Annotated in this window: 16 protein-coding genes and 1 pseudogene; 9 read left to right on the forward strand and 8 right to left on the reverse strand. The window is 72.0% G+C overall.

Annotated features, from left to right (window positions below):
- Nucleotides 1-71 precede the first annotated feature (71 nt).
- A complete protein-coding gene (locus tag RV983_RS08320; protein ID WP_475985139.1) occupies nucleotides 72-938 on the forward strand; it encodes a LysR substrate-binding domain-containing protein in 867 nt (288 codons plus the stop codon).
- Here RV983_RS08320 and RV983_RS08325 read toward each other — a convergent pair.
- The gene (locus RV983_RS08325; protein ID WP_475985140.1) at nucleotides 916-1,896 is read right to left on the reverse strand and encodes an Lrp/AsnC family transcriptional regulator; all 981 of its coding nucleotides are present in this window, start codon (nucleotides 1,894-1,896) and stop codon (nucleotides 916-918) included. The two genes, RV983_RS08320 and RV983_RS08325, sit on opposite strands and share 23 nt — an antisense overlap.
- A gap of 132 nt (nucleotides 1,897-2,028) precedes the next feature.
- Here RV983_RS08325 and RV983_RS08330 point away from each other — a divergent pair, with 132 nt between their 5' ends.
- The 5 genes and pseudogenes from RV983_RS08330 (at nucleotide 2,029) to RV983_RS08350 (ending at nucleotide 7,395) form a co-directional block, all read left to right on the forward strand.
- A complete protein-coding gene (locus RV983_RS08330) occupies nucleotides 2,029-3,561 on the forward strand; it encodes an MFS transporter (RefSeq protein WP_475985141.1) in 1,533 nt (510 codons plus the stop codon).
- Between the two features lie 213 nt (nucleotides 3,562-3,774).
- Nucleotides 3,775-5,607 carry an AMP-dependent synthetase/ligase gene (locus RV983_RS08335; RefSeq protein ID WP_475985142.1) on the forward strand — a complete coding sequence of 611 codons (1,833 nt, stop codon included), beginning with the start codon at nucleotides 3,775-3,777 and terminating at the stop codon, nucleotides 5,605-5,607.
- A gap of 113 nt (nucleotides 5,608-5,720) precedes the next feature.
- A complete protein-coding gene (locus RV983_RS08340) occupies nucleotides 5,721-6,548 on the forward strand; it encodes an aldo/keto reductase (protein ID WP_475985143.1) in 828 nt (275 codons plus the stop codon).
- A gap of 269 nt (nucleotides 6,549-6,817) precedes the next feature.
- Nucleotides 6,818-6,913: pseudogene (locus RV983_RS08345) on the forward strand (SAM-dependent methyltransferase); the annotation flags it as partial.
- 215 nt (nucleotides 6,914-7,128) lie between these two features.
- Nucleotides 7,129-7,395 (forward strand): hypothetical protein, encoded by a 267-nt coding sequence (locus RV983_RS08350; protein ID WP_475990580.1) that lies wholly within the window; start codon nucleotides 7,129-7,131, stop codon nucleotides 7,393-7,395.
- On the opposite strand, the gene RV983_RS08355 is transcribed toward RV983_RS08350, so the two are convergent.
- The 5 genes from RV983_RS08355 to RV983_RS08375 form a co-directional block, all read right to left on the reverse strand.
- Nucleotides 7,376-8,377: an aminoglycoside phosphotransferase family protein gene (locus RV983_RS08355; RefSeq protein WP_475985144.1), complete on the reverse strand. Its 1,002-nt coding sequence runs from the start codon at nucleotides 8,375-8,377 to the stop codon at nucleotides 7,376-7,378. The genes RV983_RS08350 and RV983_RS08355 overlap by 20 nt on opposite strands.
- 281 nt (nucleotides 8,378-8,658) lie before the next feature.
- Complete coding sequence (locus tag RV983_RS08360) at nucleotides 8,659-10,740, reverse strand: acyltransferase family protein (RefSeq protein ID WP_475985145.1); 2,082 nt, start codon at nucleotides 10,738-10,740, stop codon at nucleotides 8,659-8,661.
- 168 nt (nucleotides 10,741-10,908) lie between these two features.
- Entirely contained in the window at nucleotides 10,909-11,871 is a 963-nt protein-coding gene (locus RV983_RS08365; protein WP_475985146.1) for an electron transfer flavoprotein subunit alpha/FixB family protein, read from the reverse strand.
- Nucleotides 11,872-11,910: 39 nt separating this feature from the next.
- Nucleotides 11,911-12,696, reverse strand: coding sequence for an electron transfer flavoprotein subunit beta/FixA family protein (locus tag RV983_RS08370; protein WP_475985147.1), 786 nt, complete (start codon nucleotides 12,694-12,696; stop codon nucleotides 11,911-11,913).
- Between the two features lie 31 nt (nucleotides 12,697-12,727).
- The gene (locus tag RV983_RS08375) at nucleotides 12,728-13,879 is read right to left on the reverse strand and encodes an acyl-CoA dehydrogenase family protein (RefSeq protein ID WP_475985148.1); all 1,152 of its coding nucleotides are present in this window, start codon (nucleotides 13,877-13,879) and stop codon (nucleotides 12,728-12,730) included.
- 120 nt (nucleotides 13,880-13,999) lie between these two features.
- Between RV983_RS08375 and RV983_RS08380 the strand changes: the two genes are divergently transcribed.
- The gene (locus RV983_RS08380; protein WP_475990253.1) at nucleotides 14,000-14,692 is read left to right on the forward strand and encodes a TetR family transcriptional regulator; all 693 of its coding nucleotides are present in this window, start codon (nucleotides 14,000-14,002) and stop codon (nucleotides 14,690-14,692) included.
- 207 nt (nucleotides 14,693-14,899) lie between these two features.
- Entirely contained in the window at nucleotides 14,900-15,610 is a 711-nt protein-coding gene (locus RV983_RS08385) for a dienelactone hydrolase family protein (RefSeq protein WP_475985149.1), read from the forward strand.
- A 48-nt stretch (nucleotides 15,611-15,658) separates the two neighbouring features.
- Here the strand turns inward: RV983_RS08385 and RV983_RS08390 are convergent, their stop codons facing one another.
- Both RV983_RS08390 and RV983_RS08395 read right to left on the reverse strand, forming a co-directional pair.
- Nucleotides 15,659-17,845, reverse strand: coding sequence for a TIGR03767 family metallophosphoesterase (locus RV983_RS08390; protein WP_475985150.1), 2,187 nt, complete (start codon nucleotides 17,843-17,845; stop codon nucleotides 15,659-15,661).
- Nucleotides 17,846-18,183: 338 nt separating this feature from the next.
- Nucleotides 18,184-18,684, reverse strand: a complete 501-nt coding sequence (locus RV983_RS08395) for a TIGR00725 family protein (RefSeq protein WP_475985151.1) — start codon at nucleotides 18,682-18,684, stop codon at nucleotides 18,184-18,186.
- Between the two features lie 63 nt (nucleotides 18,685-18,747).
- Here RV983_RS08395 and RV983_RS08400 point away from each other — a divergent pair, with 63 nt between their 5' ends.
- Nucleotides 18,748-19,947, forward strand: a complete 1,200-nt coding sequence (locus RV983_RS08400) for a glycoside hydrolase family 3 N-terminal domain-containing protein (RefSeq protein ID WP_475985152.1) — start codon at nucleotides 18,748-18,750, stop codon at nucleotides 19,945-19,947.
- Nucleotides 19,948-20,108: the final 161 nt, after the last annotated feature.

Raw genomic sequence — 20,108 nt, forward strand, 5'->3', positions numbered from 1 at the left:
GTCGATCGTAAATGGCGCTGACCGCACTGACTGTCATCACGTTTTGCGATGACCATCGCTAGGCTGGGGCCATGTTCGACCCGGTGCAGCTACGGACCTTCGTCACGGTCGCGGGGACCTTGAGCTTCACGCAGGCCGCCCGGCGGCTGGGCCTGCGCCAGTCGACCGTCAGCCAGCACGTACGGAAGCTGGAGGAGGAGGCGGGGCGGCAGTTCTTCGCGCGGGACACGCACACCGTGGAGCTGACCGAGGACGGCGAGGCCATGCTGGGCTTCGCCCGCACGATCCTGGAGGCCAACGAGCGTGCCGCGGGCTGGTTCGCGGGCACCCGCCTGCGCGGGCGGCTGCGTCTGGGCGCCTCGGAGGACTTCGTGCTGACCCGGCTGCCGGAGATCCTGGAGGGCTTCCGGCGCGAGCATCCGGAGGTCGACCTGGAGCTGACGGTCGAGCTGTCGGCCACCTTGCACCGGCGGCTGGCCGCCGGGCGGCTGGACCTGGTGCTGGGCAAGCGCGCGGCCGGCGACACGCACGGCGAACTGGTGTGGCGGGACCGGCTGGTGTGGGTGGCCGGTGAGCGCTTCCGGCTCGACGCGCAGCGGCCGGTCCCACTGATCCTCTACCCCGCCCCGGCGATCACCCGGGCGCGGGCGCTGGACGTCATGGAACGGCATGCCCGGTCGTGGCGGATCGCGTGCACCAGCGGCTCGCTGAGCGGGCTGATCGCCGCGGCGCGTGCGGGGCTCGGGGTGATGGCGCACGCCGAGGGGCTCGTTCCGCCCGGTCTGGTGCGGATGCCGTCCCGCGCGGGCCTGCCGGAACTCGGCGGAGTGGACTTCGTGCTGCTGCACGGCGCCCGGCGGCCCGCGGCGCGGGAGGCGGCGGACGCGCTGGCGGCGGCGATCCTCGACGGATCCCTCAGTGGATCCCTTCGGTCGTGATCTGCTTCACCAGGCGCAGGTAGGGCACGGTCTCCACATGCCGGACGCCCTCCAGCGCGCCGACCCGCTCGCTCAGATAGCGGTACATCTCTGCGGTGTCGCGGCAGATGACGACGGCGACGATATTGGACGAGCCGGTGGTCGCCGCGACGAAAGCGGTCTGCCGGTGGGCGGCCAGCGCCGTGCCGACGGAGTGGAGCTCCGCCGGGGCCGCGGTGATCCAGAACACCGCCCGGGTGTCGTGGCCGATCCACGCCGTGTCCAGCTGCACGTCGGTGTAGAGCACGCCCGAGCCGCGCAGTTGCTCCAGCCGGCGCTTGACGGCGGTCTCCGACAGCCCGGTGGCCCGGTGCAGTTCGGGGTAGGTGGCGCGCCCGTCACGCGCCAAGGCGGCGAACAGGGCCTCGTCGGCGGCGTCGAGGACGACGGTGCCGGGCTCCGGCAGGTCCGGCGGGGGCAGCCGCAGGGCATCGGCCTCCTGGGCGGTGAGCGCCTCCCGTTTGGTGAACCACCCCAGCGCGCCACCGTAGAAGGTGTGCAGGATGCTGTGGGCGCCGATCTCCACGATGCTCGGGGTGCGCGGCAGCCGGCCCAGCAGCAGCGCTTCGTGCTCGTCGTGGCTGCGCGAGCGGGTGACGCACATGACCTCCGTGCCGCCCGCCATCAGCGAGATCCACGCGGTGTCCTCGCGCCGGGCCAGCGCCTTGGCCAGGGACTCGGCCGCCTCCGGCGTGCTGCGCAACCGCAGCGCCCAGCGGGTCCTGCCGAGCAGTTCCTGCTCGGGCAGGGCCAGTACGCGCATCCCGAAGTCGGCGTGCAGACGGCGGTAGCGGCGCGCCACGGTCTGGTCGGAGACGCCCAGCACGTCCGCGAGCCGGCTGAAAGGGGCACGTCCGTCGAGTTGCAGGGCGTGTACCAGGCGCAGGTCGAGCTCGTCGATCATGTGGGAATCCCCCATCAATTCTCTCCTCATGTCGGAATCCGGCGCATCACGGCTCGTGGCTGGAGCAACTGGGCCGTCCTTGGCGATGGTACGGAAGAGAGTCCCCGTCGAGGGACCCCGGGGGACGTCAAGGAAAAGGGAAAGTCCATGCGCAAGTGGGCACCGCTGGTCGCGGTCTGTCTCGGCACCTTCATGCTGCTGATCGATGTGACGATCGTGATCGTCGCGCTCCCGGACATCGCGGGCGCGCTGAACGCCTCGCTGTCCGACCTCCAATGGATGATCGACATCTACGCGCTGGCCCTGGCCGCCCTGCTGCTGGGCGCCGGTTCCGCGGCCGACGTGATCGGACGCCGCCGTATGTACGTGGTGGGCACCGCGCTGTTCGCCGCCGCGTCGCTCGCCTGCGGCCTGGCCCCGGGGGCGGGCTGGCTGGTGGCGATGCGCGCCGTGCAGGGGGTGGGGGCGACCGCGATGTTCGCCACCACGATCTCGCTGCTCGGCGCGGCCTACCAGGGACGCGACCGCTCGGTGGCGCTCGGCGTGTGGGGCGCGGTCAGCGGCGCGGCGGCGGCGCTCGGCCCGGTGCTGGGCGGCCTGCTGACGCAAGGGCTGGACTGGCGGTGGATCTTCTTCGTCAACCTCCCGGTGAGCGTGGTCACCATCGCGCTCACGCTGCGCGTGGTCGCCGAGTCGAAGGGCGGGCACGGCGGCGCGCGGATCGACTGGCCGGGCACGGCGTGCTTCACCGCCTTCGCGGGGCTCACGACCTTCGCGGTGATCCGCGCCGACGAGGCCGGGTGGGCCTCGGCGCGCACGGTGGAGACCTTCGCCTGCGCGGCGGCGGCACTGGCGGTCTTCGTTGTGGTGGAACGCCGTTCCGCCCATCCGATGCTGGACCTGGCGCTGTTCCGGGACCGCTCCTTCACCGGCGTCATGGTCGGCGCGTTCGCGCTCGCGGGCACGGCGTTCGGCGTCCTGGCGTACACCTCGCTGTGGCTGCAGACCCTGCTGGGGCTGAGTCCGGTGCGCGGCGGACTGGTGCTGATCCCGCTGGCACTGGCGGCCTTCGTGGCCTCGGCGGTGGGCGGCCGTCTCCTGCACGGGGCGCCGTACCGGCTGGTGATCGGCGGCGGACTGGTGCTGATCGGTGCCGGGGCGCTGGCGCAGACGGTGCTGGACGCGGGCTCCGGGTGGGCCTCGCTGACGGTGGGCCTGGTGGTCGCCGGCCTCGGCGTGGGCCTGGTCAACCCGGCGATAGCGGGCGCGGCGCTGGCCTCCGTGCCGCCCCGGCGGGCGGGCATGGCCGGCGGTGCGGTCAACACCTTCCGCCAACTCGGCTACGCGCTGGCGGTCGCCGTCTTCGGCACGCTGCTCACCGGCCGGATGGAGGACTCGCTGCGCGACTCCGGTGTCCCGGACCCGCACGCCACCGCGCGGGTGCTCGCGGGCGGCGGCGCACGGGAACTGCTGGCCCGGGTGCCCGAGGCGCAGCGCCCGGCCGCCGACCACGCGCTGCACGCCGCCTTCGCCTCCGGGCTGAACGCGGCCGCCGTGACGGCGGGGGTCGCCGGGCTGATCGCGGGCGGGCTCGTACTCGTCCTCGTACGGTCGAAACCGCAGGCGACAACCCCGGAACGGAGCGTTCCGGAGCCCGTGGCCGCTGTAGAGCGAGGGTGAGCCCCGCGCGGGGATTTGGTGCAGATCCGGGCGGGGCCCCGTCCGCCCGGACCGGCGCTTCCTGCCTCATGTTCCTTGCGGTAACCGGGAATCCGCTCGTCACGGGAGTGCGGGAAGCCCTCCGGGGACCCTCACAATCGGTTTCGGCACCCCTCCCGCGCCGTCCCGCCATCGGGTAGCTTCTGCAACCGCCCAAGCGGCCGAGGAGCGACGTTGCGCGAGTTCACCATTCCCCCACTGGTGACGGCACCCCAAGTCGGCGGTCTGGCGGACTCCGTGTTCGCCGCCGCCGCGGAGGAGCCGGACCGTGTCGTGCTCGCCCGACGGTCCGGTCCGGAGGGCGCCGAGTGGGAGGACGTCACCGCCGGCCGCTTCCGGGACGAGGTCCTCGCCGTGGCCAAGGGCCTGCTGGCGCACGGCATCCGCTTCGGCGACCGGGTCGGCCTGATGTCCCGCACCCGCTACGAGTGGACCGTGCTGGACTACGCGCTGTGGACGATCGGCGCTCAGCCGGTGCCGATCTACCCGACGTCCTCCTCCGAGCAGGTGCGCTGGATGCTGCACGACTCGGGCGCGGTCGCCTGCGTCGTGGAGCACGAGGACCACGCGATGACCATCGGCGCGGTCGTCGACGAACTCCCCCGGCTGGCCCGGCTGTGGCAACTGGACTCCGACGCGCTCACGGAGCTGGCCCGGGACGGCGCCGAGATCGACGACGACGTGGTCCACCGGCACCGCATGGCCGTCACCCCGAACGGTCCGGCCACCGTCATCTACACCTCGGGCACCACCGGCCGGCCCAAGGGCTGTGTGATCACCCACGCGAATTTCATGGCCGAGGCCGACAACGTCATCGCCAAGTACGAGCCGGTCTTCCATTCCAAGCCCGGCGACGAGGCCTCGACCCTGCTCTTCCTCCCGCTCGCCCATGTCTTCGGCCGCATGGTGGAGGTCGCGGCGGTGCGCGCCCGGGTACGGCTGGGCCACCAGCCGAACCTGGCCGCCGCCGAACTGCTGCCGGCGATGGCCTCCTTCAGGCCGACCTTCGTGCTCGCGGTCCCGTACGTCTTCGAGAAGGTCTTCCAGGGCGCACGCCGCAAGGCCGAGGCCGGCGGCAAGATCGGCCCCTTCGAGAAGGCCGTCGAGATCGCCGTGCGGCACGCGGAGGCGATGGAGGCGCGCGCCTTCGGCACCGGCCCCGGCCCCAGCGCCGGACTGCGGATGCAGCACCAGCTGTACGAGAAGCTGGTCTACGGCAAGGTGCGCGCGGCCCTCGGCGGCAAGGTCCGGCACGCGTTCTCCGGCGGCTCGGCGATGGACCGGCGGCTCGGGCTGTTCTTCGACGGCGCGGGCGTGCGGATCTTCGAGGGGTACGGACTGACCGAGACGACGGCCGCCGCCGTGGCCAATCCCCCCGACCAGACACGTTTCGGCACGGTCGGCCTGCCCGTACCCGGCACCTCCGTGCACATCGCCGACGACGGCGAGGTGTGGGTGCACGGCGAGCAGGTCTTCACCGAGTACCTCAACAACCCCAAGGCCACGGCCGAGGTCCTGCACGACGGCTGGCTGGCCACCGGCGACCTCGGCGCGCTCGACGAGGACGGCTATCTGAGCATCACCGGCCGGAAGAAGGAGATCCTGGTCACCAGCGGCGGCAAGTCCGTCTCCCCGGTGGTGCTGGAGGACCGGGTGCGGTCCCACCCGCTGGTGTCGCAGTGCGTCGCGGTCGGCAACGACCGGCCGTTCATCGCCGCGCTCCTCACCCTCGACCCCGAGGGCATCGGGCACTGGCTGACGATGCGGGGCAAACCGCAGCTGCCGATCGCCAGTCTGATCCACGACCCCGACCTGGAGACCGAGATCCGGCGGGCCGTGGTCGCCGCGAACACCCTGGTCTCACAGGCGGAATCGATCCGCACCTTCCGCATCCTGGCCGGCCAGTTCTCCGAGGAGGAGGGGATGCTCACGCCGTCGCTGAAGCTGAAGCGGAAGGCGATAGAGAAGGCCTACACGCGGGAGATCGAGGCACTGTACCGGCACTGAGCCGGGACGGCCGGGCCCGTGCGGTCCGGGACCTCCGGGAATGCGGGCCGGGCCTTGATCGTTGAATCCGGGGTGGTACGTATTCCGATCGACGACCTAAGGATCAGCCGCCTGTGAGCACGGTCCCCGACATCACCCTCAACAACGGCGTCACCATGCCGCAGCTCGGCTTCGGCGTCTGGCAGATTCCGGACGACGAGGCGGCCACCGCGGTCGCCACGGCCCTGGAGGCCGGCTACCGCAGCATCGACACCGCCTCGCTGTACCGCAACGAGCAGGGCACCGGCCGCGCCATCGCCGCCTCCGGCATCGCCCGCGAGGACCTGTTCGTCACCACCAAGCTGTGGAACACCGACCACGGCCACGACACCGCGCTGCGCGCCTTCGACGCCTCCCTGAGCAAGCTCGGCCTCGACTACGTCGACCTCTACCTGATCCACTGGCCGACCCCGGCGCGCGGGCTGTACCTGGAGACCTGGCGCGCCCTGGAGAAGATCCACGCCGACGGCCGGGCCCGTGCCATCGGTGTCTCGAACTTCCCCGTCGCGCAGTTGCAGCACGTGCTCGACGAGGGTGGCGTCGTACCCGCCGTCAACCAGATCGAGCTGCACCCGCACCTCGCGCAGGCCGAACTGCGCGCCTTCGACGCGACCCACGGCATCGCCACCGAGGCCTGGTCACCGCTCGGCCAGGGCCGCGACCTGCTCGACGAGCCTGCGCTCGCCGCGGTGGCCGCCAAGCACGGCAGGACCCCGGCGCAGGTCGTGCTGCGCTGGCACCTCCAGCTCGGCAACGTGGTCATCCCCAAGTCCGTGACCCCCTCACGGATCAAGGAGAACCTCGACGTCTTCGGCTTCGAACTGGACGCCGGGGACCTGGCGGCGATCGACGCCCTCGACAACGGCGGCCGCCTGGGCCCCGACCCGTCCGCCTTCAACTGACGGACCCCTCGCATCGCGCGGCGGGAGGGCGGCGGGCCGGTCACCGGCCCGCCGCCCTCCCCCTTTCTCCGGCGTCGGTCCAGCCTGCGGTGGTGCTGGACTACGAGGGCGAGGCCGCCCGGTACGACGCCAACCGGGGCGGGACACCGCGGGCCCGGGCCGCCGCCGCGGCGGTACTCGGGCTGGTGCCACGGCAGGCGCGCACGCTGCTGGACGCGGGGTGCGGAACGGGCCTGGTGACCCAGCGGTTCGCCCGGCCCGGGCTGCGGGTGCCGGGCGTGGACGGCGCGGCCCCCATGGCACGGATGGCGAGGGCCCGCGTCGGGCCGGTCCTCATGGTGGCCGACGTCCGCCGGCTGCCGTTCGCGACGGGTTCGCTGGACGCCGTGTCCACGGTGTGGGTGCTGCACCTCCTGCCGTTCGCGACGGCGTGGTCGCGGAATGCGCGCGGGTCCTGCCGGCCGGCGCGGTACTGGTCACCACCGTCGACAAGGACCCGGGCACGACGTGGGCAGCGACATCGACACCCTGCTCGTGCCCTTCCGGCGGCGCGATCCGTACGGCGCCGAGGAGCGGATACTTGCGGCATGCCGCGGCGCACGGCCCGCGTCCGGCCGGGGAGACCGGCTTCACCGGTCACGGACAGGGCCGGGCACCGGGCGACCTCGCCGCACGGATCGCCGAGGGCCTGTTCGCCTCCGCGCTCGTGGTGGGCGAGCGGGACGTGCGCTCGCCGGCCGTACGCCTGGCCGCTCTCCCGGACCAGGAAAGGCCACGGCCCGATCCGGTCTACCGGCTGATCGCCCTCGCCAAGGATCCGGATTCCCCTACAGCGGGGGCTCGTTGAGGAGCTCGTTCAGCCATCGCGCCATGCGCTCGACCGCCACCGTGCCGGAAGCGGTGCCGGTGCCCGCGGCCGGGAAGACCCGGCCCCAGGTGTGCGCCCGGCCGACCGCGCCGACCCGGCAGGCCAGGCTCGCCAGCCGGCGCATCGCGGGCAGGTCGTGGCCCTCGCCGCCCCAGGACTCCAGGTAGCGGTCGCGCAGCCGGGCCACCACCTCCGGGCCGTCCGCGCCGTACCGCCGGTGCGCCACACGGGCGGTCACCAGCAGGCTGGTGAAGGGGTGGGCGAGGGCCGCGTCGCCCCAGTCGAAGAAGACATAGGCGTCGCCCCGGTGGAAGACCTGGTCCTCGTGGAGATCGGCGTGGTCGAGCGCGGCACCGATGCCGGACCCGTCCAGTTCCTCGCACCAGTCCACGAAACGCGGGCGGACGGCACGGACCTCGGCGGGCGCGTCCGTGCGGTGGACCAGCTCGTCCAGCAGCTCCGGCAGCCTCGCGGGGCGCAGGTCCGGCACACCCAGCGCGGCCATCTCCTCCGCACGGTGCGCGGTGGCGCGCTGCAACGCGGCGTACGCGCGCAGCGGGGCCTCCCAGTAAAAGGGGCTGCCCCCCGGCCGGTCCGCGGTGCCGGCCAGCAGCGGCCCGCCGTCGGGCAGCAGCGCCCAGGCACGCCCGGTGTCCACGGCCAGCGGCGCCAGCACCCGGCCCGGCACCCACCCGTGCAGTGCCCGGGTCAGCGCGGGCTCGAAGGCCGAGCCCGGGGGGTTCGCCTTGAACCACACCGTCTCCCCCGACGTGGTGGGGATGCGCACGACCACCGACCAGGGGCGCAGCCGGGCCAGCCACTCCTCCCGCGCCCGCGGCCGCAGACCGCGCCCGGCGATGGCCTCCTCCGCCCACGCGAGGGCGTCACGCCGCCACACCCGGTCCGCCCAGGGCGTCGGCCCCTCGTGCTCCCCGATGTCGATCTGCGGTTCCCGCTCCATCCCCGCATCACAGCACGGCCGCCCCCACCGCGCACCTGCGTTACCGGCGGCTCATGACGACGACCACGGCCGGCCCGTGCCTCTGCGCGCTCGGGGTCTGCGGCGCCTGCGGTGCCTTTGGGGTTTCAGGCCTCGAAGTACCGGGCCACCGCGGTCTCGTACCGGTTCTGCGTCATGTCGTTTCCGCTCCCTCGTCGTGGTCGGCCCGGCGGACGGGATGGAGTGCGCCACCCCGTTCGCCGGTACGTCCACCCTGCCGGGGGGCCGCGTGGAGACGTCGATCACCCCGCAGGCAGGGGCAGCTGGTCGCCGAGTACGGGGGCGAGGGCCTCGGCATAGGCGTCGGCCATGTGGCTCTCGTCGCGGTAGACGAAGACGTCGCCCACGACGACCGGGCAGGCCCCGGAGTCCGTGCAGAACCAGCGGGTGGGATCGAGGACGGTCACGCCGGTCGCCCGGGCGGCCGCCCGGATCGCCGCCCCGCGGACGGGGTCGCGGACCGCCCCGGGCAGGTGGTTGGTGCAGCGGTCCAGGTGCAGGGGGTGAGTGGCCGCGCAGTCGACGGCGTCCGCCTTGGGCCACGGGGTGTCGAGCAGGGCGGTGACACGGGTGCCGTCCTGGGCGAGCGCGCGGTACGTGGTCTCGAACCCGGCGGTCCACTGCCGCAGCGGGTCGTCCGCCGGCCGGACCGGCGTGCCGGCGTCGGAGGAGGAGGCGATGACCAGCGCGGGGTGCAGCGCGTGGATCCGGGCGACCGCCTTCGCGCGCCACCGGTCGCAGGCGCTGTACGGCCCGCCACCGTTGAGTATGGTCACCTCGGCCACCTTGCAGGAGGCCTTGGTCATCGAGACCAGCTTCCAGTGGCGGGTCCTGGCGAGCCGGTCCAGCGCGGGAAACCACTGCGCCGCATGGGAGTCGCCGAACAGGACCACGGTGCGGTCCGCGGAAAGGTCCCCGTACACACACCGCGGCACTTCAGTACTGCGGTAGTTGACGTGGCAGCCGTCCTCATAGACGGCTGACCTGCGGGACGTGATGTCCGCCAGCGCCGGGCGCAGGTTGCCGGGCAGGCTCGTCGCGGACGCGTCCAGCAGTCCCGCGAGCCGCTCGCCGTGGTCGGGGGTGGCGGTGAGCGCGGGTCTCAGGGCGGGCGCGGACGCCCCGGAGTCGACGGCGGGCGGGAAGACCGCCGCGACCAGGGCGGCCGCCACGGCGCCCGCCGTCAGGGCGGCGCCGAGCGCGAGCCCGCGGCCGGGACGGCGACGGAACGCAGGATGGAAACGCACCCGGTTCTCGACCAGTTGGAGCGTCACCCACGCCATCAGCAGCGCGACGGCGCTCAGCCCGAGCCCGAGGAGCGGGCTCGCGGACACCCCGAGCGCCATCGGACCGATCACCAGCAGCGGCCAGTGCCACAGGTACCAGCCGTACGAAAGCCCGCCCACCCACGTCATCGGCCGCCGGGCGAGCAGGGCGCGGGCACCCCACGCCGGTGCCGGCGCACAGCCGCCCGCCAGGACGAGCACGGCCCCGAGCACCGGCAGCAGGGCGTGGTAGCCGGGGAAGGGCGTGTTCGCGTCGAACGCCACCGTGGACAGCAGGACACCGCCCAGCCCCACCCACGTCATCGGCGCAGCCCAGCGCGTGGGCAGTCTCCGCAGCCGAACCGCGGCAAGCGCGGTCAGCGCACCGGCGCCGAGCTCCCAGGCACGGGTGTGGAAGCCGAAGTACGCCCAGGAGGGCGAGTCCTGCGTCGTCCACACGCTCAGCCCGAACGACACCAGGCAGAGCGCGACCAGGGGCAGGGCCAGATGGCGCCGGCGCCGGGTGAGGCGCGCGCCGGCCAGCAGCAGCAGCGGCCACAGCAGGTAGAACTGCTCCTCCACCGCGAGCGACCAGAAGTGCTGGAACGGCGAGGGCGGGGAGCTCTGGGCGAGGTAGTCCGTACCGTTGGCGGCCAGCCTGAAGTTCACCGCGTACAGCGAGCTGCCCAGCGCGTCGCCGACGTACTCGTCGAAGCGGATCTTCGACAGGAACAGCCACGCGCCGGCCAGCGTCGCCAGGACGACGACCGTGGACGCGGGCAGCAGGCGCAGCGCCCGCCGGGCGTAGAAGCCGCGCAGGGAGACGGTCCCGGTGGCCAGCACCTCCCGTAGGAGGAGGGAGGTGATGAGGAAGCCGGACATCACGAAGAACACGTCGACGCCGGCGTAACCGCCGGCCAGGTGCGGCACTTCCGCGTGTGCCAGGACCACCATCGTGACCGCGACGGCGCGCAGTCCCTGGATGTCCGGACGCCACTCGTGGCCCTTGCCCGCCGCGCCCCGGCGCGGCGCGGGGACGGCGGTACGAGGTGCGGGCACAGCCGGGCGGCCCGCCCGTTGCGAGGCGTTCCCTGCGAGGGATCTCGATATCACTCCCTGCGCTGTCCGGATCCGTGCACGCGTTCCTGTGGCCTCGGTCATACGAGCGGAGCCCCGCCTTTCCGTGTGGTGTCGCGGGGCTCCGCCGAAGCTATCTCGCTCATGGGGTCAGCCCTTGCGGGCGGTGACCTCCTCGGTCAGCTGCGGCACGACCTGGAACAGGTCACCGACCACCCCGTAGTCCACCAACTCGAAGATCGGCGCCTCCGGGTCCTTGTTGATCGCCACAATCGTCTTCGACGTCTGCATACCGGCCCGGTGCTGAATCGCACCCGAAATACCCGCCGCGACATACAACTGCGGCGACACCGACTTACCCGTCTGACCCACCTGATTCGTGTGCGGATACCAACCCGCATCCACCGCCGCACGCGACGCACCCACCGCCGCACCCAACGAATCAGCCAACGCCTCGATCACCGCGAAATTCTCCGCACCATTGACACCCCGCCCACCGGAAACAACAATCGCCGCCTCCGTCAGATCCGGACGACCCGTCGACTCCCGCGCCGTACGCGCCACCACCCGCGTACCCCGGGCCAGCGCACCGAACTCCACCTCCAACGCCTCCACCACACCCGCCGCCACGGCAGCCTCCACCGGCGCCGAGTTCGGCTTCACCGTGATCACCGGCACCCCACTCGTCACCCGCGACGTCGTCGTGAACGACGCCGCGAACACCGACTGCCTCACCACCGGACCCTCCGCCCCCGCCACCACATCCACCGCGTCAGTGATCAGGCCCGAACCCAGACGCAACGCCAACCGCGCCGCGACCTCCTTACCCTCACCCGACGACGCCACCAAAACCGCCACCGGATTCACCAGCTTGGCAGCCGCCTCCAGCGCATCCACCTTCGGCACCACCAAAAACTCCGCGAACTCCGACGCCTCACACGTCAGCACCCGCACCGCACCATGCCCGGCCAACACACCCGCGGTCGCCCCCGCGCCCGCACCCAACGCCACCGCCACCGGCTCACCCAGCCGACGCGCAATCGTCAGCAACTCCAGCGTCGGCTTACGAACCGCACCATCCACATGGTCCACAAAGACCAGGACTTCACCCATGGAAACTCAAACTCCTCGCAGAACGGACGGACAAGCGCATCAGATGAACTTCTGGCCCACAAGGAACTCCGCGAGCTGCTTGCCGCCCTCACCCTCGTCCTTCACGATCACACCAGCAGTCCGCGCCGGACGCGCCACCGCCTCATCCACCACCGTCCACGCACCCGCCAGACCGACCAGCCCCGCATCGATCCCCAGATCCGACAAACCCAAAGACACCACCGGCTTCTTCTTCGCCGCCATGATCCCCTTGAACGACGGATACCGCGCCTCACCCGACTGATCCGTCACCGACACCAACGCCGGCAACGACGCCTCAAGCCGCTCACTGGCACTGTCACCATCCCGGCGACCCGACACCACACCGCCCTCGACACCCACCTCGGACAGCAACGTCACCTGCGGCACACCCAAACGCTCCGCCACCAACGCCGGCACCACACCCGCCGTACCATCCGTCGACGCCATCCCCGTCACGACCAGATCAAAACCCGCATGCTCGATCGCCTTCGCCAGCACCAACGACGTCCCCATCACGTCACTGCCGTGCAACCCCTCGTCCTCGACATGCACCGCCTTGTCCGCACCCATCGACAACGCCTTGCGCAACGCGTCCTTCGCATCCTCAGGACCCACCGTCACCACCGTCACCTCAGCGCCCTCCGACGCCTCCGCGATCTGCAGCGCCTGCTCCACCGCATACTCGTCCAACTCCGACAACAGACCGTCCACCGCCTCACGATCCGTCGTCAGATCCCCCGCAAAGTGACGATCACCCGTAGCGTCAGGCACGTACTTCACCGCTACAACAATCCTCAAGCTCACTTGATGTCCCTTCACACGATCGGTTTGCTGGTTACGGCAGGTTCCGGGCCATGACGATGCGCTGGACCTGGTTGGTGCCCTCGTAGATCTGGGTGATCTTCGCGTCGCGCATCATGCGCTCCACCGGGTAGTCCCGCGTGTAACCGTATCCCCCCAGCAGCTGCACCGCGTCGGTGGTGATCTCCATCGCCGCGTCCGACGCGTAGCACTTGGCCGCAGCACCGAAGAACGTCAGGTCCCCGTCGCCACGCTCGGACTTGGCCGCCGCCGCGTACGTGAGCTGCCGTGCCGCCTCGAGCTTCATCGCCATGTCCGCCAGCATGAACTGGATGCCCTGGAACTCCGCGATCGCCTTGCCGAACTGCTTGCGCTCCTTGACGTACCCCTTGGCGTAGTCCAGAGCGCCCTGCGCGATGCCGATCGCCTGCGCCGCGATCGTCACCCGCGTGTGGTCCAGGGTCCGCATGGCGGTGGCGAAGCCCGTGCCCTCCGCGCCGATCATCCGGTCCGCGGGGATGCGCACGTTGTCGAAGTACACCTCACGCGTCGGCGAGCCCTTGATGCCGAGCTTCTTCTCCGGGGCGCCGAAGGACACGCCCTCGTCGCCCTTCTCCACCACGAAGGCCGATATCCCCTTGGAGCGCTTCTCCGGGTCGGTCACCGCCATCACCGTGTAGAACTCCGACACCCCGGCGTTGGTGATCCAGCGCTTCACGCCGTTGAGCACCCAGAAGTCCCCGTCGCGCACCGCGCGGGTCCTCATCCCCGCGGCGTCGGAGCCGGCCTCCGGCTCGGACAGGCAGTACGAGAACATCCCCTCGCCGCGCGCCAGCGCGCCCAGGTACTTCGCCTTGAGCTCCTCCGAGCCCGACAGCTGCACCGGCAGCGATCCCAGCTTGTTCACCGCCGGGATCAGCGACGAGGAGGCGCACACCCGCGCCACCTCCTCGATCACGATCACCGTGGACAGCGCGTCCGCGCCCGCACCGCCGAACGCCTCCGGCACGTGCACCGCGTGCAGTTCGTTGGCCTCCAGCGCTTCGCGCGCCTCTTCGGGGAACCGCCCCGCCTCGTCCACCTCCGCCGCGAACGGCGCGATCTTCGCCTCCGCGAGCGAACGCACCGCGTCACGGAGCATGTCGTGCTCCTCCGACGTCCGGAACAGGTCGAATTCCTGGCTCACGATCGGTCACTCCAGTCCGTGTACGGCGCCCATGGCATCGAGTACCCTCAATTATGCACACTCAGTGCCATCCGTAAGCCCCCGATGCTAGATTTTTGGACCATGACCACAAAGCCCCCGATGCGGGACGCCCTCGTCGCAGCGGCCTTCCAGCTCTTCCTGGAACGCGGCTACGAGGCGACGACGATCGACGACATCGTCGCCCTCGCGGGCGTCGGCCGCCGGTCGTTCTTCCGCTACTTCCCCTCCAAGGAAGACGTGGTCTTTCCCGACCATGAGCGCGCCCTGACCGAGATGACCGAGTTCCTGGACGCGAGCGCGGACGCCGACGAGCCGGTGTCCAAGGCCTGCGACGCCGCCCGCCTCGTGCTGAACATGTACGCCGAGAACCCCACCTTCTCCGTGCAGCGCTACCGCCTCACCAAGCAGGTGCCCGGTCTGCGGGCGTACGAGCTGTCCGTGGTCTGGCGCTACGAGCGCGCGCTCGCGGAGTACCTCGGGGCGCGCTTCGCCGGCCGGCCCGACGGCAAGCTGCGGGCCGACGTCACCGCCGCCGCGGTGGTCGCCGCGCACAACAACGGCCTGCGTTCGTGGCTGCGTTCCGGCGGCACGGACGACGCCTTCGCCGCCGTGGACCACGCGCTGGACTACGTGCGCCGCGGCTGGAACGGCGAGGGCGCCGCCACCGCGGCAGGGGACCCGGCGGAAGCCGAGGACGACGTCGTGGTGGTGATCACCCGGCGGCGCACGCCGATGTGGCGGGTGGTGCGGGAGATCGAGTCCTCCCTGGAGGGGGAACGATCCCCCTCATAAGGAACTGAGTACCCCGATCGGGGCACCCAGTTCCCCCCAACGCTCAAGCCCCATCGTGCCGCGTCCGGGCAGGCCCGAACGCTTCCGCGCTCGGCACGGCGCGCGGCTCCGGGCGGCGTGCCTGTCCGGTGTCGCCGGGGGCGGTCCGTCCCGCTTTACGTGTGCTTTAAATTTGTACGATCAAGCCCCCGGGCATAGCGTGATCCCATGGCCGAGACTCCGCAGCAGACCGGTTCCCCCGTCCGTCAGAACGTCACCTTCACCAGCGCAGGAGCCACCGCGCACGGCTACCTGGCGCTGCCGCCCGCCGGACGCGGTCCAGGCGTGATCGTGATCCAGGAATGGTGGGGCCTGAACGACCACATCGCCGACGTCACCGAACGCCTGGCCAAGGAGGGTTTCGTCGCCCTCGCCCCCGACCTGTACGGCGGCAACGTCGCCCACGAATCCGGCGAGGCGCTGCGCATGATGCGCGCGCTGCCGGTGGCGCGCGGCGTGGAGCTGCTGTCCGGCGCCGTGGACCACCTCCTCGGGCGTCCGGAGGTCACTTCCGACAGCGTCGGCTCCGTCGGCTTCTGCATGGGCGGCGGATTCGTGCTCTACCAGGCCGCGAACGACCCCCGGGTGAGCGCCGCGGTCCCCTTCTACGGTGTCATCCAGGGCGAACTGCCCGACTTCACCGGCCTCAAGGCCGAAATCCTCGGGCACTTCGGGGAGACGGACGAAAGCGTCCCGCCGGCCGCCCTGGTCGCCCTGCGCGACGCCATCCGCGAACAGGCCGGTGTCGAAGCCGACTTCCGTACCTACCCGGCCGGCCACGCGTTCTTCAACGACCAGCGCCCCGAGGCGTACCACGCCGAGTCGGCGGACCGTTCCTGGCGCAGCACGCTGGAGTTCCTCCACGCACAGCTGGGCTGACCACACCCCGCGGGGGCGGCACCCGGGACGGGGTGCCGCCCCCGCGGTTCACGGCGCGAGCAGCTGCAACCAGCCGGCCGACCGGACGACACCGTCCGCCGGCAGGGCGCGGGCACCCTGGAAGGTGCGCAGCGCGGCCGCCGTCGCCGTACCGAACACCCCGTCCACCGCGAGCGCCGCCCCGTGGGCGTTGAGCAGCGACTGCGCCGACGACACGGCGGCGCCGCTGTCGCCCTGTGCCAGCGGCACCACGACGAGCGCCTGCCAGGTCGCCGACCCGACGACACCGTCGACGGGCAGGGCGTTGGCCCCCTGGAAGGACCGCACCGCGGCCGCCGTCGCCGTACCGAACACCCCGTCCACCGCGAGCGCCGCCCCGCGCGCGTTGAGCAGCGACTGCGCGGCCCTGACCCGGCTGCCGCTCTGTCCCTGGAGCAGTCGCGGCCAGTCGGCCGCGGGCGCGCCGAGACCGGCGGGCAGCGGGAAGGGCAGCGGGACGAGCAGTTGGGTGTTGCGCGCGTCGACCGTTCCGCGCCGCTTGTCGATGCCCCGGGCGACCGCCTGGATGTCGTTGACGGCCAGTTCGCGGGCGAGGGAGGCGAGCGCGGCCGGGGAGCCGGTGTCGCCGCCGTAGGAGGCCGGGGCGTCGGCGTCGATCATCGTGGTGAAGATCGACAGCGTGCCGTTGCCCTCGGCCACCTCCACGATCCGGCTCTGGATCGGCCAGTCGATGTGCGAGGCGGTGTTGACCTCCCAGAAGCCGCCGCTGAGGGAGGCCGGCCAGGCGGGACGGTGGGCGGTGACGGTGTTGGTGTGGGTGTGGCCGTCGACCATCAGGACCACGTTGGGGAAGCGCAGCAGCAGGGCGCGCAGGTCGTCTCCGCCGTAGGGCGCGTCGTCGTCGGTGTTGTCCATGGAGTCGAGCGTGTGGTGGCAGAACACCACCACCAGCTTGTCGTGGACGCCGGGCTGCTGCACGACGGTCCCGGGCCCCGTGCCGCCCGGGCCGGCGAGTTCGTACCGGGAGGAGACCGCCTTCAGGCGGCCCTCCAGCCATGCCCACTGCTCCTCGTCGATGGCGCCGTCGGCCCCGCCGCCGGGATTGGTGGTGTCCAGGACGAGGTACTGGAAGAGGTCGTCCGGCGCGGAGGGCACGGCGTAGTAGGCGCGGTCGCCGCTGGAGGTGAAGCCGTGGCCCGCGGGGGTCCCGGTGGTGCGGAAGTGCTCGGCGACGAACTCGCTCCGGGACAGCAGCCGGCGGGCGGAGTCGGCCGTGACCTTCGCCGTGGCGAGGGTGAAGTCGCCGGTGAGGATGTCCGTCAACAGCTCGACGTAGTAGCCGAGTCCGTCGTCGAGGACGTCGGGCACGCCCTCGACCTTGGTCAGCTTGGTGGAACCGGTCGCGATGGCCTTCAGCGGGTCGAACGGCAGCGTGTCGGGCGGGACGTTGCCCTGCACGAGCCCGTCGTGGTTGCCGTAGGCGGCGTACCAGGGCATACCGAGACCGGTGGCGGTGAAGGGCCGCCGGGCGGCGGTGAGCAGCCCGGTGACCAGGGGGAAGCCGGCCAGGTCGTTGTTGTCGGGGGGAGACTGCCGTGCCTCGGGGTGCCAGTAGTGCACGTCGGTACCGAAGGTTCCGGCGGCGACGCTCTCGTCCTTGGCGAGGTTGCCGGAGTCCGGCCGCACGCTCTTGCCGTCGAGCAGGTCGATGTACCAGCGGGCCTCGTTGTACTGGCAGTTGTCGACGGCGTCGCCGGTGACGACGGTGAAGGCCAGCGGGGCGCCCGTTCTCGGTCCGCGCCCGGTGCGTCTGATCGCCCGGCACATCGCGTCGGTGGTCTGCGTCGAGAGGAACTCGTGGGCTCGGTACGCGGACTCCGTCGGGTACGAGTTGTAGTGCGGCGGGCCGTAGTCGGCCAGGCGGTCCAGGCACTCGACGCGCAGCGGTGACTGGTCGTCGACGATGTGCAGGTCGGACATCTGGGCGAAGGCGGCCAGCGACCGGGTCACCACGGGTGCGGCGACGTCGGTCAGGTCCCGCCGGATCAGGTGGGGTTCGCCGGGTCCGGCGACGATCCCCCGGTAGCCGCGGCCGAGGTCAGGACCGCGCTGCAGTGTCCGGTCCACGGTGGACAGGACGGAGGCGGCGCCGTCATCGGCCGCCGTCGCGGCGAGGGCGACACCGAGTGGGCCACGCAGATCGACGGCGGCGGCCACCACGCTCGCGGCGGTCACCGTCAGCATCCTTCGACGAGAAAGGGACATTCCGAATCCTGTTCGGTCGTCAGCCACCGTGCCGGGGCAGCACGGCATGGCGAGGGGGCGGGAGGGGGCGCGCCAGTCCTTCGGCGGGCCGCCCCGCGGAGACGCGGGGGGCACGGAACGGGGTGGGGGGAGAACGGACCGTGGAGCGAACGGGCGTGCGGGGGCGGGGCGCGGACCGGGCCCGCTCAGGGTGGCCCACGGGAGCCGCCGACCGCAAGGAGTGGTACAGCCACTCAGTCACTGATCCGTGGCGGGCCTCGACCCAAAGGGGGCCGCTCCGGGGCAATTCCATTGCGGGAGGGCCGAGTTCAGCCCTCCAGGGCCGGCCGTCCCCGGCCGTCCGCGAGCGCGTCCACGACCGCCCGGACCGCTTCCTCGGGGCTCGACGCCCGCAGGAAGATCCCGTCCCCCGGATCCGCCGCGACGTCCCAGCCGGCGAGGACCACCGTGGGTCTGCCGGTGCGCATCGCGAGCGCCACCTCGCTGAGGGTGCCCCAGCTCCCGCCGACGGCGATGACCGCGTCGGCGGCGCCGACGACGAGCCCGTTGCGCAGTTCGCCGAGCCCGGTCGGCAGGCAGACCGTCAGGAACGGGTTCCCCGCCGCACGGTCCCGGCCGGGCAGCAGCCCGACAGTGACGCCGCCGTGCGCGCGAGCGCCCTCGCACACCGCCTCCATCACGCCACCGAGGCCGCCGCAGACCACCACCGCTCCCCGCAGCGCCAGCAGCTCGCCCACCCGGCGGGCGTGCGCACGCTCACGGTCCCCGGCGGCGCCAGGACCCACCACGGCCACATAGCCCGACGTCATCCCGTCCCCCGATCGCCTCAGAGTGTTTGACACGGTAGATATTTATCGATATTTGCTGTAGATGTGACTTCCCGCCCCTTCACCTCACGCGTCTCCCTCGCGCTCCTCGCCACCACCCTGGCCGTCGCCGGGTGCGAGGCCGACAACTCCCCCGACTCCTCCGGCACGGCCCGCGCGATGTCGGCCAGAACCGCCGCCACGAGCACGCCGTCGTGCTCCCAGCGCGTCGAAGCGGCCATGAACGACACCCAACGGGTGGGTCAGCTGTTCATGGGCGCGGCCGTACTCCCCACGACGCCCAAGGCGGACCTGACCGCGATGCGGAACTACGCCGTCGGTTCGGTGATGCTCGCGGGCCGCAGCACCGCGGGAGTGCAGAAGACCCGGGCCTTCGCCGACCAGTTGCAGGGCATGCGGCAGACCGTCGCGGGGCAGCGGGTCGGGCTGCTGATCGCCACGGACCAGGAGGGCGGCCAGGTACAGGTCCTCAAGGGCCCCGGCTTCTCCACCATCCCCAGCGGAGTCACCCAGGGCAAGTACACGACCACCTATCTGCGGCAGCAGGCCACGACCTGGTCGGCCCAGCTGCGCGCCGCGGGGGTGAACGTCAACCTCGCGCCGGTCGCCGACATCGTGCCCGCCTCACTGGGCACCGCCAACGCCCCGATCGGCAAGTACGGCCGCCAGTTCGGATCGACGTCCGCCGTGGTCTCCCCGCACGTCACGGCCTACGTCCAGGGCGCCACCCGCTCCAAGGTGCTCACGACGCCCAAGCACTTCCCGGGACTGGGGAGTGTGCGCGGCAACACCGACGTCACCGCCGGCGTGACCGACACCACGCTGACCAGGACCGGGGCGAACGTCGCCCCGTTCAAGGCCGGTATCGGGGCCGGGGCCGCACTGGTGATGATCTCCACGGCGACGTACAAGCGGATCGACGCGGCGCACCAGGCGGCGTACTCCTCGGTGGTCATCAGCGGGATGCTCCGCAAGGACCTCGGCTTCAAGGGCGTCGTCATCTCCGACGACCTCGGCAAGGCGGCCTCCGCGCAGTCCCTCGCCGTCGGCAAGCGCGGGCTCGCCTTCCTGCGGGCCGGCGGGGACCTCGTGCTGACGGTGCAGCCGACGGGCATCCCGGCCATGGCCGAGGGCATCCGCTACGCCATGCGGCACGAACCGGCGGTGCGCACGCGGGTGCACGACAGCGTCCTGCGCGTGCTGGCCGCCAAGGAGAAGGCGGGCGTGCTGACCTGCACCGCATGAGGACCGCGGGCCCGGGCTCCCGGCCGTTGACCCTGCCCGGGTCACCGGCCGGTCCTGTTGCGGGGCGCCCAGGCACCGGGAACCCGCGAGGGGTCGGGTGACGTCGACGGCGTGGCGCAGTGGCGGCGACGGCGGGCCGGGCCGCGGAAGTGGCAGGGTCG

It is taken from the genome of Streptomyces sp. RLA123, from assembly GCF_056270165.1.